Origin of the sequence: Aquimarina sp. EL_43, assembly GCF_943422735.1 — a bacterium.
Taxonomy (GTDB): domain Bacteria; phylum Bacteroidota; class Bacteroidia; order Flavobacteriales; family Flavobacteriaceae; genus Aquimarina; species Aquimarina megaterium.
This window is the reverse complement of the sequence record NZ_CALSBR010000001.1, coordinates 4,608,487-4,624,091: the sequence shown is the minus strand read 5'-3', so window position 1 is coordinate 4,624,091 and position 15,605 is coordinate 4,608,487. Positions and strand designations below refer to the sequence as shown.

At 33.0% G+C, this 15,605-nt stretch carries 12 protein-coding genes; 7 read left to right on the top strand and 5 right to left on the bottom strand.

The features are described from left to right. The first annotated feature begins 81 nt into the window (after window positions 1-81). The gene (locus NNL09_RS19895; protein ID WP_025663830.1) at window positions 82-1,194 is read left to right on the top strand and encodes a hypothetical protein; all 1,113 of its coding nucleotides are present in this window, start codon (window positions 82-84) and stop codon (window positions 1,192-1,194) included. Then, window positions 1,179-2,288 (top strand): Ig-like domain-containing protein, encoded by a 1,110-nt coding sequence (locus NNL09_RS19890; RefSeq protein ID WP_196910180.1) that lies wholly within the window; start codon window positions 1,179-1,181, stop codon window positions 2,286-2,288. The genes NNL09_RS19895 and NNL09_RS19890 overlap by 16 nt, the downstream gene beginning before the upstream one ends. Window positions 2,289-2,293: 5 nt before the next feature. Here NNL09_RS19890 and NNL09_RS19885 read toward each other — a convergent pair whose 3' ends face one another. Both NNL09_RS19885 and NNL09_RS19880 read right to left on the bottom strand, forming a co-directional pair. Then, window positions 2,294-3,007, bottom strand: coding sequence for a LytTR family DNA-binding domain-containing protein (locus NNL09_RS19885; RefSeq protein ID WP_025663828.1), 714 nt, complete (start codon window positions 3,005-3,007; stop codon window positions 2,294-2,296). Then, window positions 3,008-3,985, bottom strand: a complete 978-nt coding sequence (locus tag NNL09_RS19880; protein ID WP_196910181.1) for a sensor histidine kinase — start codon at window positions 3,983-3,985, stop codon at window positions 3,008-3,010. 351 nt (window positions 3,986-4,336) lie between these two features. Between NNL09_RS19880 and NNL09_RS19875 the strand changes: the two genes are divergently transcribed. After that, window positions 4,337-5,197 carry an ABC transporter ATP-binding protein gene (locus NNL09_RS19875; RefSeq protein WP_196910182.1) on the top strand — a complete coding sequence of 287 codons (861 nt, stop codon included), beginning with the start codon at window positions 4,337-4,339 and terminating at the stop codon, window positions 5,195-5,197. 12 nt (window positions 5,198-5,209) lie between these two features. Then, a complete protein-coding gene (locus NNL09_RS19870; RefSeq protein ID WP_196910183.1) occupies window positions 5,210-6,760 on the top strand; it encodes a hypothetical protein in 1,551 nt (516 codons plus the stop codon). A gap of 72 nt (window positions 6,761-6,832) precedes the next feature. Here NNL09_RS19870 and NNL09_RS19865 read toward each other — a convergent pair whose 3' ends face one another. The 3 genes from NNL09_RS19865 to NNL09_RS19855 form a co-directional block, all read right to left on the bottom strand. Then, the gene (locus NNL09_RS19865) at window positions 6,833-10,066 is read right to left on the bottom strand and encodes a M14 family zinc carboxypeptidase (RefSeq protein ID WP_196910184.1); all 3,234 of its coding nucleotides are present in this window, start codon (window positions 10,064-10,066) and stop codon (window positions 6,833-6,835) included. Window positions 10,067-10,286: 220 nt separating this feature from the next. Then, on the bottom strand, window positions 10,287-11,741 hold the full coding sequence (locus tag NNL09_RS19860) for a DUF692 family multinuclear iron-containing protein (protein WP_025663823.1): 1,455 nt from the start codon (window positions 11,739-11,741) through the stop codon (window positions 10,287-10,289). Window positions 11,742-11,749: 8 nt separating this feature from the next. Beyond that, window positions 11,750-12,157 carry a hypothetical protein gene (locus tag NNL09_RS19855; protein WP_025663822.1) on the bottom strand — a complete coding sequence of 136 codons (408 nt, stop codon included), beginning with the start codon at window positions 12,155-12,157 and terminating at the stop codon, window positions 11,750-11,752. 270 nt (window positions 12,158-12,427) lie between these two features. On the opposite strand from NNL09_RS19855, the gene NNL09_RS19850 reads away from it, so the two are divergent. From NNL09_RS19850 to NNL09_RS19840, 3 genes are all read left to right on the top strand, one after another. Beyond that, window positions 12,428-13,951 (top strand): aldehyde dehydrogenase family protein, encoded by a 1,524-nt coding sequence (locus NNL09_RS19850; RefSeq protein WP_025663821.1) that lies wholly within the window; start codon window positions 12,428-12,430, stop codon window positions 13,949-13,951. A gap of 11 nt (window positions 13,952-13,962) precedes the next feature. Then, window positions 13,963-14,337: a DUF779 domain-containing protein gene (locus NNL09_RS19845; RefSeq protein ID WP_196910185.1), complete on the top strand. Its 375-nt coding sequence runs from the start codon at window positions 13,963-13,965 to the stop codon at window positions 14,335-14,337. A 124-nt stretch (window positions 14,338-14,461) separates the two neighbouring features. After that, window positions 14,462-15,595 (top strand): AraC family transcriptional regulator, encoded by a 1,134-nt coding sequence (locus NNL09_RS19840; protein WP_196910186.1) that lies wholly within the window; start codon window positions 14,462-14,464, stop codon window positions 15,593-15,595. Window positions 15,596-15,605: the final 10 nt, after the last annotated feature.

Here is a 15,605-nt window from a genome sequence, read left to right as displayed (position 1 = left end):
CATATTGGCATTTCTTTAACTGTAGGCATAGTACTTTTTTCCTACATTTAGGAACTTTGATCATTCTATAAATCAATCATTATGAAAACATTAATAACGTTCGTTCTTTTATTGATCCTTTCTTTTTTAGAAAATCCTATTCTAGCTAATTCTTCTTTAAAAGCAGATTTTAAAACTGGTGATCCCGGTATTACTTCTATCAATTCGATGACCTTTGGACCAGAAGGTATTTTGTTTATTGGTGATAGTAAATCTGCACAAATTGTTGCAATAGACCTAAGTACTCATCCAAAAGTTGATAATAGCGCTGTGAAGATTGATTTTCTTGATAAGTTAATTGCCGATATGCTGGGCTCTGCTATCGATCAAATACAAATCACAGATATGGTGGTTAATCCAGAAAATAATAATATTTATCTCTCTGTTCATCATAGTTCGGGTAATGTGATATTGTTTCGTGTAGAGCATAATACATTAAAAAAAGTTTCTCTAGATAATATATCTCATACCAAAACTTCATTAATCGATCCTGTAAATAAAGAAGCGAAGGATAAACGAGGTCGAAAACTTCGTAAGTGGGCAGTTGCAGATATCAAATATACTTCTGGTAAAGTATTGCTTTCTGGTTTAAGTAATAAAGAATTTGCTTCTACTTTTAGATCGGTTGATTTTCCTTTTACAGATAAACAAGATTATGGTTCATTAGAGATTTATCATGCCGCTCATGGTCAATATGAAACTCATGCTCCTATAAAAGCATTTATCCCCACCAAAATAAAAGGTAGCTCCCATATCATCGCTGGCTATACCTGTACTCCTCTTGTTATTTTTCCTATGAATAACATTAAACCCGGAGAACATAATAAAGGTAGAACCGTTGCAGAATTAGGAAGTGGTAACAGTCCTGTAGATATGGTAGAAATCAAAAATGGTGGACAACGATACTTACTTATAGCCAATAATAACAGACCTCTTATGAAAATGGAATTTACTGACCTTGAGTCCTACAATGGTTCTCTTACTACTCCGGTCGTTAAAAAAGGGGCTGCAGAAGGAGTAAGTTATGTAAACCTGCCTTATGTTAATGTACAACAGTTAGACAAATTTGGAGGCACTGGTTTTCTTATCGTTCAAAGAGAATCTAGTGGAAATCTCACTCTAAAAAAAGGAAATAGCTGGTGGCTCGAGAAATAATAGCACCAGTAAGATTTATATTACTTGTTAGTAAAGTGAAAAATCCTATACTTTTCGTTTTAATAATATTCTTTACTGTTCTGGAGATCTATTCTCAAACATCTCCAGAATTTACTTTTAATAAAGAATATATTACTGTAAAAAAAGATGTAAAAACATCGGGAAATTTATATATCTATAGAGGTGAGATTTCTAAAGACGAGCTTTCTAATGTAAATCCCGTGTTAGGCAAACTGATCGAGGAAAAAACATCGTTACGTTTTACTCCGTTAATACCCTTTGGGTGGAATCAAAAATATACATTAGTATATGGTGATACAGTAGAATATTTCTCGTTTGATATTCCTGAAGAATACAAATATCTTTCTGTAACGTCGATTTACCCTTCAGCAAAAACTCTTCCTTCAAACCTTTTAAAATGGTATATTCAGTTCTCTCATCCTATTAATGAAACTCATATTTATGACTACATTCGATTTGTAAATGCTACAGGAGATACATTACCAAGAGCTGCTTTATCGTTAGAGAATGCGCTCATTAGTGATCATGGAAAACTGCTAACTGTTTGGATAGAACCTGGGCGTCAAAAACGAGATTTAATCCCCAATAGGCAATTAGGTCCGGTTTTTAAAAATGAAAATGCATATAAACTCGTAGTTTTAAAAAAGTTGAAGGACAAAAATGGAATATCTATGCAGGACAATTTTACACACTCATTTCAAATTACTAATGAAGATCGTGTAAAACTCGATGTAAACTTATGGAAAATACAGTCCCCAAAAGTAAACTCTAAATCACATGTATTAATTTCATGTCATGAGTCTTTAGATTATGGTAGTACGCAAAACAGTGTTATCGTTGTAAATGTAAAAGGGGAAAAAATTGATGGAAATTGGCAACTTATTAATAATGAATCGACCTTGTCTTTTACACCATTATACCCTTGGAAAAAAGGAAGTTACAATGTTTTATTCGACAATCATATTGAAGATTTGGCAGGAAACAATTTAGACAGGTTATTCGACAGTGAAATTACCGATACGATATCTCACCGTTTACCTAAAACGCATAAAATAAAGTTTAGTATTAAATAATTATTCTACATCCCATCTATTTTGTCTAAAACCAATTTTCGATAGGATTTACCAATAGGTAAAGTAGTAGTATTATTAAGTATTAACTGGTTCCCTTCTATTAGTTTTAATTCATTAAAATTAATAACATACGATTTATGAATTCTTATAAAGTCTTCTTTAGGAAGTTTATCAAAAAAATCTGATAACGTATTGGGGGTTAAAATCATAGTATCTGTAAAGATCTTAATATAGTTACCATAAGCTTCTATGTATTGAATATCTTTAAAAAGTACCTTAATTAATTTCTTATCGCTTTTTACAAAAACCGAAGTTATTATCTCTTCTTTTTCTGAAAGGTGTATTCCTACAGTATCTGTTATATTTTTTTTCTGAATTTTTGTGACCGCCTGGATAAAACGTTCTAATGAAAAAGGTTTTAATAAATAATCAGTTACCGACAATTCAAATCCTTCAATAGCGTACTCTGGATACGCAGTTGTAATAATCACATCTGGTCGTTTCTGCATTGTTTTTAACAAACTTAAACCTGATAGTTTTGGCATATTAATATCTAAAAAAAGAATATCGGCAGATTGATTTTGAAGAATTTTCATAACCTCAAAAGCATCTTTGCAAGATGCTAATACTTCTAAATTAGGGATTTGCTCAATATAATTTTCTAATATCTGACGAGCAATAGGCTCATCATCGGCAATAATGCATTTTAAAATCTCCATTTATAGTTTTAAGGTTAATTGAACTTCGAACTCTTCTTCTTTTTTATCAATATTCAAGGTATGTCTGTCTGGATATATCAGCGTCAATCGTTTTTTTGCATTTTGCAAACCAATACCACTTTTCCCCTTTTCAAGATCAGATTCATTATGACTTTTATAATCAGCTGTGTTTACACAACTAAACCATAATTCGTTTTCGATTATCTGAGTAGTAATCACTACTCTACTCTCTCCTTTTTTAGATACTCCCAAATGTTTAAAAGCATTTTCTACAAACACAATCAGAAGCATTGGAGCAATATTTAAAGTACTCATTTCGCCAGAAGTACTTAACACTATCTCTGTTTTATCTTCTAGGCGTATGCGTTCTAAAGACACATAATTTTGTAAATATTGAATTTCCTTTTGCAAAGGCACTAATTGTTCTTTGGTATCATATAAGCTATATCGTAGTAAGTCTGAAAGTTTTAACATTAAATCTGGTAATTTATCAGAATTCACAACAGATAAACCGTATAAGTTATTTAATGTATTAAACAGAAAGTGTGGATTTAACTGTGCTTTTAATAGTTTTAGTTCTGCATCTTTTATTTCTTGCCTACGAGTAAAACTATCTTTTGCAATCTTTATCGCAGAGCTAAACAATAAGGCCAAAACCATTACAGAAAAAAGATTGTACAACATCGACCATTCGAATTTCTGAAACTGTTTACTCATAAAAAAGACAGCAATACTACTAAATAAAAAAGCATTTAGACAAAAAAGTCCAATTCCCAAAAGTTTATTTTTCCTGTTAAATAGTGGTAGTATTTTTAGGTTGTTTATATACACAGGGACAATAAGATATAATGTAACCCATACAGCAGTAAGAAGTCTGTTTTCTGACTGAATTGACATTGCAAGAATTAATGTAGTAAAAAGCCATACTACAAGATTCTGCACAAAACGGTTATCGATCCATTGATCTAATTTGGACATATTTTTTCTTTAAATGTTCTCAAAAATACTAGAAAATGCTTCTAAAACACAGATATTAATGATCAAAGGAGTTCTTTTGATTGTAAACATCTTCAATATGCTGATGAAGGGAACAAACACACCTTTTGTACTATTGATCATTAAATCCTGCACATTGATCATTCTTTCTTTTTAATGTATTGACTTACCCTCACTTTTGAAGTGTTAATTCAAAAATCAATCAACATGGAATCAATCGTAAACTTATGCCTTCTTATTGTACTATTTATTATTAGCATGATAAAAACTTTTGTTGCAATCTAAAAAGGTGAATCATAAAAAATATATCAAAACCACTAAAACGATAATAAAATGAAACTAGATATACAAAACGTATCCAAAAAATACAACAGCAATAAATATGGTCTAAAAGAATATACCTTAAATATCGAGAATGGTATTTTGGGATTACTTGGTCCTAATGGTGCAGGAAAATCTACACTATTAAAAATGATCGCAACGATTAGTAAACCATCAAATGGAAGTATTTTATTAAACAAGAACAATGTTGTAAAAGATCCAAATTATATGCGAAAACAATTAGGGTATCTACCTCAAGATTTTGGTGTATATCCCAACTTGAATGCTTATGAATTCTTAGAATACATGGCCGCACTAAAAGGTATTGGAGGAACACAATTAAAACAAAGAATCGCATTTCTTCTAGAAGGATTAAACTTAACCGAAGTAGCCAAAAAACCTATAGGTAATTATTCTGGTGGAATGAAACAACGTATCGGGATTGCCCAGGCATTACTTAATCATCCAAAAATATTATTATTTGATGAACCAACCGTTGGTTTGGATCCAGAAGAACGTGTACGTTTTCGCAATCTAATTTCAGAATTAGCCAATGATTGTATTGTTATTTTATCCTCGCACATTGTTTCTGATATTGATACCATTGCCGATCAGGTAGCTATAATGAAAGAAGGTCAGCTATTATGCCAGGGAAATCAAAAAACTATAATCGACACCGTAAAAAATAGAGTATTTGAAATGACAATGAACAAAGAGGAAGTATCTAACTTCAAAAATCATCATATTATATTAAATACTATTCGTAAAAAAGAGGCCGTTATCGTACGATACATCTCTGACACCTTAATAGAATCAGCAACACCATGTGAAGCAACCTTAGAGGATGCTTATCTGTATACTACTAAAAAATAATACAATCGACTTATGAAAAATTTTATAACGATAATAAAATCAGATTATTTACAACGTACTCGTAGCTACGCTTTTTTGATTACACTATGCATTAGTCTTGCTGTAGCATATTCATTTATCCCAGCTCCGGGTGCTAGTTATTCTACTATTCGAATCGGAGATTATCTAGGTTTTTATAACTCCTCCTGGATAGGTTATGTAACAGCACTTATGACCAGTATCTTTCTTTCTTTAATTGGTTTTTACCTGGTTAACGGAACAATCAAAAATGATATCAATAGCAAGGTAGGCCAGATCATAGCTACTACAAGAGTTTCTAATTTTGGATACCTACTATCTAAAACAATTAGTAATTTTTTAGTCTTATGTACTATAGCGTTTATTATATTTATAATGAGCATTATATTATTCTTTTTATACAATGACGGATTTTCTTTTGAAATACTTCAATTTATCACTCCATACAGTCTCATTGTCATTCCTTCGTTGTTTTTCATTTCTGTACTGGCAGTACTATTTGAAGTTTTTTTGATTCAAAAATCTATACTTCAGAATGTTCTCTTTTTCTTTCTTTTTTCGATAATGGCCCTTTATGATCCTACCGATACATCAAGGAATTTTTATTTGGATGCATTTGGCACTAAGATAATCACATCTCAAATGGAAGAAACAGTAAGAAACACTGCAACTCATGAAGATTTAGGTGGATTAAACATTGGATTCGTATTAGGGAATGTATCTGAAGCTAATCATTTTCTTTTTGATGGAGTAGATTTTCCCATAGGTTATATTTTAAGTCGTATAGGGTGGATCATTTTCGGAATTCTTTTACTTGGCCTTGCCTCTCTGTTTTTTCATAGGTTTAAAGTTAAAGGACGTTTTCAATCAAAAAATAAGAAAGCACTCTTACAAACCAAAATTGATAATGATATTGATATTTCCAAGCTTCCAAAAGTTTCTCTCTCATTTAAAATATTGCCTCTTATAAAAACTGAATTTGTATTACTTGTACGAAGTGGGCATAAATGGTTATGGATATTAAATATTGCAGGTATGTTAGCATTATGTTTTGCTCCTCTATCTATTGCTCATCAAATGATATTGCCCATACTCTGGTTCTTACAAGTAAGCAGATGGTCTTCATTGGTAACCAAAGAGCGAATATTTAGTACACACTTCTTTACTTTTGCTTCATATCAACCTCTTAAAAGGCTCTTGTTGTCTCAAGTACTATCTGGGATTCTATTGGCTCTTTTACTTGCTTTACCACTACTATTAAGGTATATGATACAGCTTGATGTTATGCATATTACTTCTATTATATTAGGTGGGGTTTTTATTGTTTCGCTTGCTGTTCTAACTGGGATTTTGACCAAAGGAAAGAAATTGTTTGAAATTTTATTCTTTATGATCACCTATGCCAATATTAATGCAATACCATTTACAGACTATTTTGGCGGCTTACATCACCAATACAGCTATCTCGCTGGCATTGCTATTCTGGTAGTAATATCCCTAACCATTAGCTATAGTATTAGAAATATTGAGTTGAAAAGAATATAAATACAATCAATATTACAATCAAAAAAGCTTCCGGAAAATTTACTTCCAGAAGCTTTTATTATGTAGATAAAATTACTTAGTTATAATAAACTTTTTGGTAATCGTTTTGTTACCCGTATTAACCTCTAAAAAGTACATCCCATTAGGTAAACGTGTTACATTGATTTTATCTTCAGATAATTGATCTTGCATTACCGTTTGCCCCATATAATTGACAATTCTAAAGGATACATTTTTTTGATTTATATTTTTTAAAAATAACACTCCATCTTTTATCGGATTCGGATACAATACCAAATTATTTATCAAAGAAGGTTCATTTCCTTTAGAAAGTAAAGTAGTACTAATATTTACGGTATAGTCTTCTACTTCTCCGTAAGTAAAGGTATCACATGGTCCAGATGCTGTACTGTATTTCATAGACACACGCATTCTTGTATTACCTGCCACAGCTGTGGTAGGAACATCAAAATTAAAAGATTGATTAGCGCTACTATTAGATAAATTTGATACAATCTGCTCAGCAGCATCAAAAGTCCCATTTTGATTATAATCAATCCATATACTCCAATATTCTCTGTATGCCGTATTTGCAAAGCCAGCACTTACTACAATTGTATTTGTTCCTGTTCCAATATTTGCAACTAAATTGGTAAAATCTCCATACCCCGCATTTGCAGCTGTCGCATTTGTAATACCTCCTAATTCTACATAATCGATATACTCATAACTTACATTATTCCCTTTAGAAGCACAGTATGTAATTGAAACATCTGATGTGGTTGCACTAGCTGTATTACTAGATGAAGAAGTGTTTCCTGCTGCATCTTTGGCCTTTACAGAAAAAGTATAGCTAGTATTAGGAGTCAATCCAGTAACAGTATAACTGGTGCTTGTCACGGTTGTAATCAAAGTAGCGCCTTGGTATACTTCATATCCCGATACTCCTATATTATCTGTCGAAGCATTCCAGGATAACCCAATAGTAGTCGAAGTAACCGACGATGTTGAGAGTCCAGTTGGTACAGAAGGAGCTTCTGTATCAGGAGCAGAAGATTTTATGCTAATATTATCTATTGCCATATCACTTCTAAAACTTGTTCCTGTAGTGCCTTTAAATTGTAGTTTTATGACCGATCCGGCGTAAGCAGTAAGATCGATTGTAGCTTGGTTCCAACTATTGCCCAGATCCCCGCTCTTTGTCCATAATGATGTATAATTAGCTCCATCATCTGTACTCACTAAGACTTCCATAGTTCCCATATTAGATCCGTACATATGATATCCAAATTCTAAAGAAATACCAGAAAGAGTTGCCAAATCAATACAAGGGCTATTAAGAAGTGCTGTTTTATTTGGACTTCCTGGTGGTGTAACATTTGTAGATGCTTCGGTATATAGATAAAACGTACCATCTTGAGCCGACGAAGGTCCTGTTGACGATGAGGAAGTTCCTCCAGAATCTCGTGTCCAATTAATATCATCTCCGGTAGCATTAGTCCAAAGGCCCAAACCAGTTTCAAAACTTTCTGTATATGGGAAACTATTTATCCCTGTACAAGCCTGAGTATCTGTAGTTGTAAAGTTTATTAAAGTACTATAAGGAGAACTTGCTCCTCCTGCGCAATTACTTCTTACCTGAGCTTCATATTGAGTTGAAGCAATTAACCCGGTTATGTTAATTGTATTTGTATTGGAAGACAAAGTGGTCCAATTCGCCCCCCCTGTTGCACGATACCTTACATCATATGTAGCTCCAGAATTAGCATTCCAGTTCAATGTTGCTGTTGTAGGTTGTATATTTGATGCTGCTAATCCTGTTGGTGCTACTCCAGCAATAGGTGTTAATTGAACATTTTTAACCACTGCAGCATAATCTGCTACTGTTACCCCGGTTAAAGTAAGTGATTCATAACATTCTGCTTCGTATAAAATATCATAAGTTCCTGCTTTTATTGGTCTGTAATAATCTCCTTCTGGTAATTCTGTGGGTGTCCAGGAATCATAACTCTCACGACCTACAACGGTTACTTTGGCTTGTATTGGCTGGTTGGTTGCTGCATCGGTTACTACTCCGCGAATACCATAATTTATTTGTTTTAAAAATGCCAGAAGAGCTTCTCTATTATAGTTCCAATAATTTACTAATTGGCTAGCAGCAGGAGTTTTATTGTTTGACAGTTCAACAGTTACCTCCCTTCCTTTCTGATTATATATTTGGTAATCCTGTCTACCTCCTTGTACTTCATACCAGGCATACCCGTTTGTAATACCGTTATTTTGTCCGGTAAAATATCCCGAAGGGCTATTAGCCTGACAGTGATCTCTGTATTCTTTAGATACATAAATAAAGTAATCCTCATCGGGATGTGCTCCTGCGTATGTATCCCACGGGTAGTTGATTAATTCTATTCCGCCATGAAAATTAGCAGACAATACAAAATGTTTAGTATCTGCAAAATTCATAAAAGCAACGGTTTCTGTTTGATAACTATTACCATCTGGATGCGCCCCATCATCTGGATCAGGATAATTTCTATTTAAATCTACATTATTGGCATTTCCTCGGGTAGCATTAGCTACAGATGTGTTATTTGCACTATTGCGATATGTACCATCAGGATTTGCCAATGGATTAATCCATACCTCATTATTATCTAAAAGGTTTTTGATCTCGGCATGTTTTGGATGACTTGTATTGTTATAAGCTCCAAGTAAATAATCAATAAGATTAAGCATCATAGGATATCCTGCGATCTCATCACCATGCATAGAAGAAGTATACATTACTCGAGGTTCTTGCTCGTTTTGGTTTACATTATCTGATAATTTCACAAATAATATCGATTTATCGCCTTCTCCCGTGGCTCCTATATTTTCTACTTTACATAAAGATGGATTATTAGTGGCAAAATCATTCATCATTGTTACATAATCAGCATATGTTGGGTATGCAGTAAGTGGAAATGTAGCAGCTTTTATCGCTAGATCAGAAGTCATGGTCTTATATCCTATGATATTATCTTCTGAAGTGACTGTAAAAGGAACATTCTTTTGTAAGAAAGAAGAAAACTGGCTTTTATTTGCCATTACTTTAACGCTATTGGTATTTTCATCAAAATGAACAATAGCTAATTCTTTGGTAATAGTACTTAATTCTGTTTTGTTGTTGATTGTGAAGCTAAAAATTACTTCACCCTTTAGGTTCAGATATTCATTGGCGAGCTCTTTATTACTTTTTTGCGCAAAAAGAGAAATGCTCATGGTGCAATACACCAACAGCATTAACATGATGTTTTTTTTCATTGGTTTTAAGAGTAATTTAAATTGAGTTAATATTTAGGTTTTAATGATATCGTGTAATAAATATCAAACCTAAAGGTACTAAATTCGTGAGAATTAAGTAGAAACGTTTTTTTCTTTGTTATTGGAGAAAGTCCCTATTAGTTCTTTCTTGTAGAAAACAATATAAAAAAACAACACAAAATAATTACTACAAATACACCATATACCCCCTCTGTTTTTACTACATCACCATCCAGTTTGTTGTAGAGGTCTCGGGAGTAATTTCGACTTCGTAATCTCCCAAATCTCCTATTTTTTCTGGTAGCTTTCCTTGAGAAAGCGCATTAAACATAGGTGTAGGATCGGCATCGAATGTAACTACTCTAAGAGTTTCATCCATTAGAGTATCTAGTACAGCAACTTCATAATTAAGTAATCGATCTAACCAAGGAAGCTTATAATCTTTATGTATTAGATAAGCAGCAAAATTCTTAGCTTCTTTATGACTTAGTTGTTCGGGAGGATAATGTTTCCAAAAATCATTAAGAATAGCAGCAAATACTTCCATCCCTAACACTAACATCATATATCGTGTTGTAAGCTTAAAAATTCGAGCTACCATAGAAGCTCTAAATTCTTTTATTAGCTTTTGATATATTTTAATTCTATCTTCATTCTTTAGCACATCATGTTCATCTACTCGACCAATAACATGATTACCTAGCATATTTTCCCATGCGATAGGATCAAATTCCTGGCTAAGTTTTTGAATATTACACACCGTCTTAGGCAATTTTTCTTCTTCAGAAATATGATACAGCTCTTTTCTGTTTTCCCAAAGCTCTCTTACTTTTTCCATTTCAGAAATAATAAGGGCATCACCAACTACAGGAATATAAGAATCAAATATTTCATAAGTAACAGCCTTTAAATTAGTAAGGTCTGGTAAAATTTCTTTTGTTATAGCAAGTAACCTTTTATCTATAGGTCCAGAATGAGAATCCATCCATAAATTATTTAATTCGGTTCCTCCTGCAATATGCATTTCTACTACATGTTCTAGTGGTATTTCTTTTAAGAAGTCTGTAATACTTTGACGACCATTTAATTGGTTAGCAAAAATATTATGAATATCCAGTAGTATTCCACATCCTGTTTCTCTACATAATTCTGCAACAAAACTTCCATCATTCATTTCATAACTATTGGGTTTTAAATAATTTACCCCAGTTTCAATAGCTATTGGTTTTCCTATTTTATCTTGAAGATATTTTATGTTTCGTATGGCTAATTTCAGTCCTTTTTTTGTTTGGCAAGGTGGAAGAAAAAAACCAGTATTAAATTCGGTAGTGGCATTAAAACTAAGATGCTCTGTTACCCAGGGGCTCTCAAAAAGAGTTGTAGCATATTTTATTAATGCTAACTGATCATTTTTGGGCAGTAAGCTTCCTCCTACGGGCGCTCCTATGCTATGTACTAATTTATGATGTGGTAGTTTATGTATTTCTTCAAAAACTTCTGTTGGCACCTTCAAATTGTCATTTTCATCTCTGATGCACAATGTTTGAGGTTCTATTTCAAACGTATCAATTAGCCCGCTAGGGAAATTAATATTGGCCACTGTAGGCGAGTAAATAATGCCTACCCCTAATTGTGGTAGGCATTCTAATTCTAGCGTTTTTTCAATTACACCCATGATTTGTTTTAAAAATTAAAATCAAACTGGTTTTGAAAGAATATATCATTCCCAGAACAACATGCCAAGCATCCTATTTCTTCAAAAATACTTTTTATAGCTTCATCAATCTTACCAATATCATAAGATACTGCCGGGGACACCCCAACATTTAGAGTTTTTGTTGCTATTAATTTACTAGGTTGTGGAGAAGGATCTCTAAAAGCCAGTGATCGTGAAACTACATTTTCTCTCGGGTCTAAAACATAATCTCTAATCGTCTGAAAATAGCAATCTACACCAGAGAAACATTTTGGACATCCCAATTCATCTAACAGCTCATAAATACTATTTTGAAAGGCTTTTGCATCATATGCAACTTTTGCTGGGATTGATAATCTTACTGCCCCTCTTCCCACTCTTTGATTACTTTTCATCTTTTTTTGTGTTTTAATTATTAATCACATAAAAATACTCACACAATCAATTGTAAAACAGAGTTTTACAACTATAAAACATAAGGTAAACACCCCATAAATATATGGGTGTTATACTCCTTAAAAATCTACAGTAATATTAACAGTGTTTGCTAAAGTAATATGACCAAAATGCCGTATATTTAAGGATAGATCTCTTCTTGTCAACACATTACACATGTAGACAATACACACACATTTTATTACTTAAAAACCTTTAAATCTAAAATTATGAGTATCTCACAAGCATCCCCTAAAAGTAAAATGGAAAGACCAAACTTTAAGGACCAATATGATAATTATATTGGAGGAAAATGGACCTCACCAGTAAAAGGCCTATATTTTGAAAACATCTCTCCGGTTGACGGAGTTAGCTTTACCAAAGTGGCTCGTTCTACCAGTGAAGATATAGAACTTGCAATTGACGCTGCATGGGCTGCTGCACCAGAGTGGAACAATTCTTCTGCCACATATCGTAGTAACTGTTTATTAAAAATTGCAACGGTATTAGAAGAAAATCTAGAAGTATTAGCCCGGGCAGAAACCTGGGATAATGGAAAAGCATTACGCGAAACTCTTGCTGCAGATCTTCCATTGGCGATTGATCATTTTAGATATTTTGCAGGAGTAATTCGTGCAGAAGAAGGTTCGGTTAGTGAACTCGACGCCAATACGGTCTCTATAAATGTACCAGAACCTCTGGGAGTTGTTGGGCAAATTATCCCATGGAATTTCCCTTTATTAATGGCCACTTGGAAAATTGCCCCAGCACTGGCAGCAGGAAACTGTGTTATTTTAAAACCAGCAGAACAAACTCCTGTAGGGATTATGATTTTAATGGAACTTATCGAAGGTATACTTCCTGCTGGTGTTCTTAATGTAGTAAATGGTTTTGGAGTTGAAGCAGGTAAACCGTTAGCATCAAGTCCACGTATTAATAAAATAGCCTTTACCGGAGAAACTACTACAGGGCAGCTTATCATGCAATATGCATCAAAAAATATAATTCCGGTAACTCTGGAACTTGGAGGGAAATCGCCAAATATCTTTTTTGAAAGTATCATGGAGGCTGATGATGAGTTTTTTGATAAGTCTTTAGAAGGAGCAGTAATGTTTGCTCTCAATCAGGGAGAAGTATGTACTTGCCCTTCCAGAATTTTAATTCAGGAAAGTATATATGACCAATTTATAGAACGTGTTATTGAGCGTACAGAAGCTATTAAATTAGGACATCCATTAGACCCCGAAACGATGATGGGAGCTCAGGCTTCTAATGATCAATATGAAAAAATACTAAACTATCTTTCTATTGGAAAAGAAGAAGGATGCGAAGTATTAACAGGAGGAGAATCTGCTTATATCGAAGGGCTCGAAAATGGTTACTATATAAAACCTACACTTCTAAAAGGGAATAACAAAATGCGCGTATTTCAGGAAGAAATCTTTGGTCCTGTAGCATGTGTTACTACGTTTAAAGATCAGGCAGAAGCTATTGAGATAGCTAACGATACATTATATGGATTAGGTGCCGGAGTATGGACTCGTGATACTCATCAGGCATATCAGGTTTCGAGAGCAGTACAGGCAGGTCGTGTTTGGGTAAATTGCTATCATACCTACCCAGCACATGCTCCTTTTGGAGGGTATAAAAAATCTGGAATTGGTAGAGAAACTCACAAAATGATGCTTAATCACTACCGCCAAACTAAAAATATGCTCATATCTTACGATAAAAAAGCGATGGGCTTCTTCTAAAAAATGAAAAAATGATATCACGTATTAAGATTACCGATGCAGCAAAAGCTGTAATCGATACCCTTACTGCAAAACACGGGGAGTTGATGTTTCATCAAAGTGGAGGATGCTGTGATGGCTCCTCCCCGATGTGTTTTCAAAAAGGGGAATTAATGATTAATGAAACAGACATCTGGCTGGGCAATATCCATGGTTGTGATTTTTATATGTCTGAAGACCAATTCGAATATTGGAAACATACACAATTAACAATAGATACTGTAAAAGGTAGAGGATCTAGTTTTTCACTCGAAATCCCTATGGGAATTCGTTTTGTAATCAAATCAAGAATATATACTGAACAAGAAATGAAAGAGCTAAGCGCTATCCACATTGGTGAAATATAGATGATCAAACAGCAAGTGATATCTACTATTCGATATAACATGATAGTAACATTAATTATTTATATTAGTCTATATTAAAAATGAGAGCAATCTCTGGTAAAAAGATTAATAAAAAAATGAATGAATGACCTTAATTCTGGATTTTATCTTAGTAGTTGGTATTACTATTACTGTTTTAATTCTATTTTTATTAATAAAATCAAAAGAAAAGCAATTACCTAAGTATATTCTTATCGTTTTATTTGTTTTTCTACTATTTGTTTCTATATTTTTTTACGCCGATTTACACGACATCCATGTATTACAATGGATAAGCTTTGTTCCTTTCGATATTACGCAGTGGTTAATAGGGCCATTATTATTTTTATACATTAAATCTTTGTTTCATAAAAAGGAAAAATTGATAAGGAACACCATAGTACACTTTATCCCGTTTGGTATTTATCTTGCGCTTATTTCAATTCCTGAACTAATATCAGATATCATTAAAAAACCAGTATTTAATTATTTAGATTTTTATTTCAAACATTCGATTATAGAAGCAGAACTCTCTAATGTATATACTATTTTTTACTTATTATTATCTTTCAAATTATTTTCCCGCTATAGAAAAGCCATGAAATCTAATTATTCTAATCTTACCGAGAAAGATGTTGGGTGGATTAAACATTTATTATTAGGTAGTGGGATAGTTATTAGTATTGATTTACTAATATTGCTCTTTCAGCATATTTTTGATTATCCAGATACAGATCATGGCTATATCACGGTTATAGCAATGATACTTCTCATTTCATACTTAGGATACTATGGTATAAATCAATCAAAAGTATTGTTGCCAGATTTTTTAATCCTTGAAGATACTCTCGAAACTACCAAAAAAGAACGTATTCATCACTTATCAAATTCGACTGATGCAGAACTTTCTGAACTAAGATTAAAGCTAGAACAGGTACTAAAAAATGAAAAACCATATCTGGATGAAGAACTTACTCTTATAAAATTAGCTCAACTCATCCCCACTACAGATAAAAAACTTTCTGCTCTTTTAAACCAGTATATGAATGTCTCTTTCTACGATATTATTAATACCTATCGTGTAAACGCTATAAAAGAAAAAATAAATTCTGCTAAATACGAAAACTATACACTTTTAGGAATCGCTTATGAATGTGGTTTTAGTTCTAAAACCAGTTTTTACAGGATATTTAAAAAAGAAACGGGGGTTTCTCCTTCAGAATATAAAAATAGCCTTTAATCATTCTTTA

Coding starts and splice junctions, on each gene's coding strand:
- NNL09_RS19880 (WP_196910181.1), bottom strand. CDS start 3,985: ATGTCCAAATTAGATCAATGGATCGATAACCGTTTTGTGCAGAATCTT.
- NNL09_RS19850 (WP_025663821.1), top strand. CDS start 12,428: ATGAGTATCTCACAAGCATCCCCTAAAAGTAAAATGGAAAGACCAAAC.
- NNL09_RS19840 (WP_196910186.1), top strand. CDS start 14,462: ATGACCTTAATTCTGGATTTTATCTTAGTAGTTGGTATTACTATTACT.
- NNL09_RS19870 (WP_196910183.1), top strand. CDS start 5,210: ATGAAAAATTTTATAACGATAATAAAATCAGATTATTTACAACGTACT.
- NNL09_RS19860 (WP_025663823.1), bottom strand. CDS start 11,741: ATGGGTGTAATTGAAAAAACGCTAGAATTAGAATGCCTACCACAATTA.
- NNL09_RS19895 (WP_025663830.1), top strand. CDS start 82: ATGAAAACATTAATAACGTTCGTTCTTTTATTGATCCTTTCTTTTTTA.
- NNL09_RS19875 (WP_196910182.1), top strand. CDS start 4,337: ATGAAACTAGATATACAAAACGTATCCAAAAAATACAACAGCAATAAA.
- NNL09_RS19855 (WP_025663822.1), bottom strand. CDS start 12,157: ATGAAAAGTAATCAAAGAGTGGGAAGAGGGGCAGTAAGATTATCAATC.
- NNL09_RS19865 (WP_196910184.1), bottom strand. CDS start 10,066: ATGAAAAAAAACATCATGTTAATGCTGTTGGTGTATTGCACCATGAGC.
- NNL09_RS19885 (WP_025663828.1), bottom strand. CDS start 3,007: ATGGAGATTTTAAAATGCATTATTGCCGATGATGAGCCTATTGCTCGT.
- NNL09_RS19845 (WP_196910185.1), top strand. CDS start 13,963: ATGATATCACGTATTAAGATTACCGATGCAGCAAAAGCTGTAATCGAT.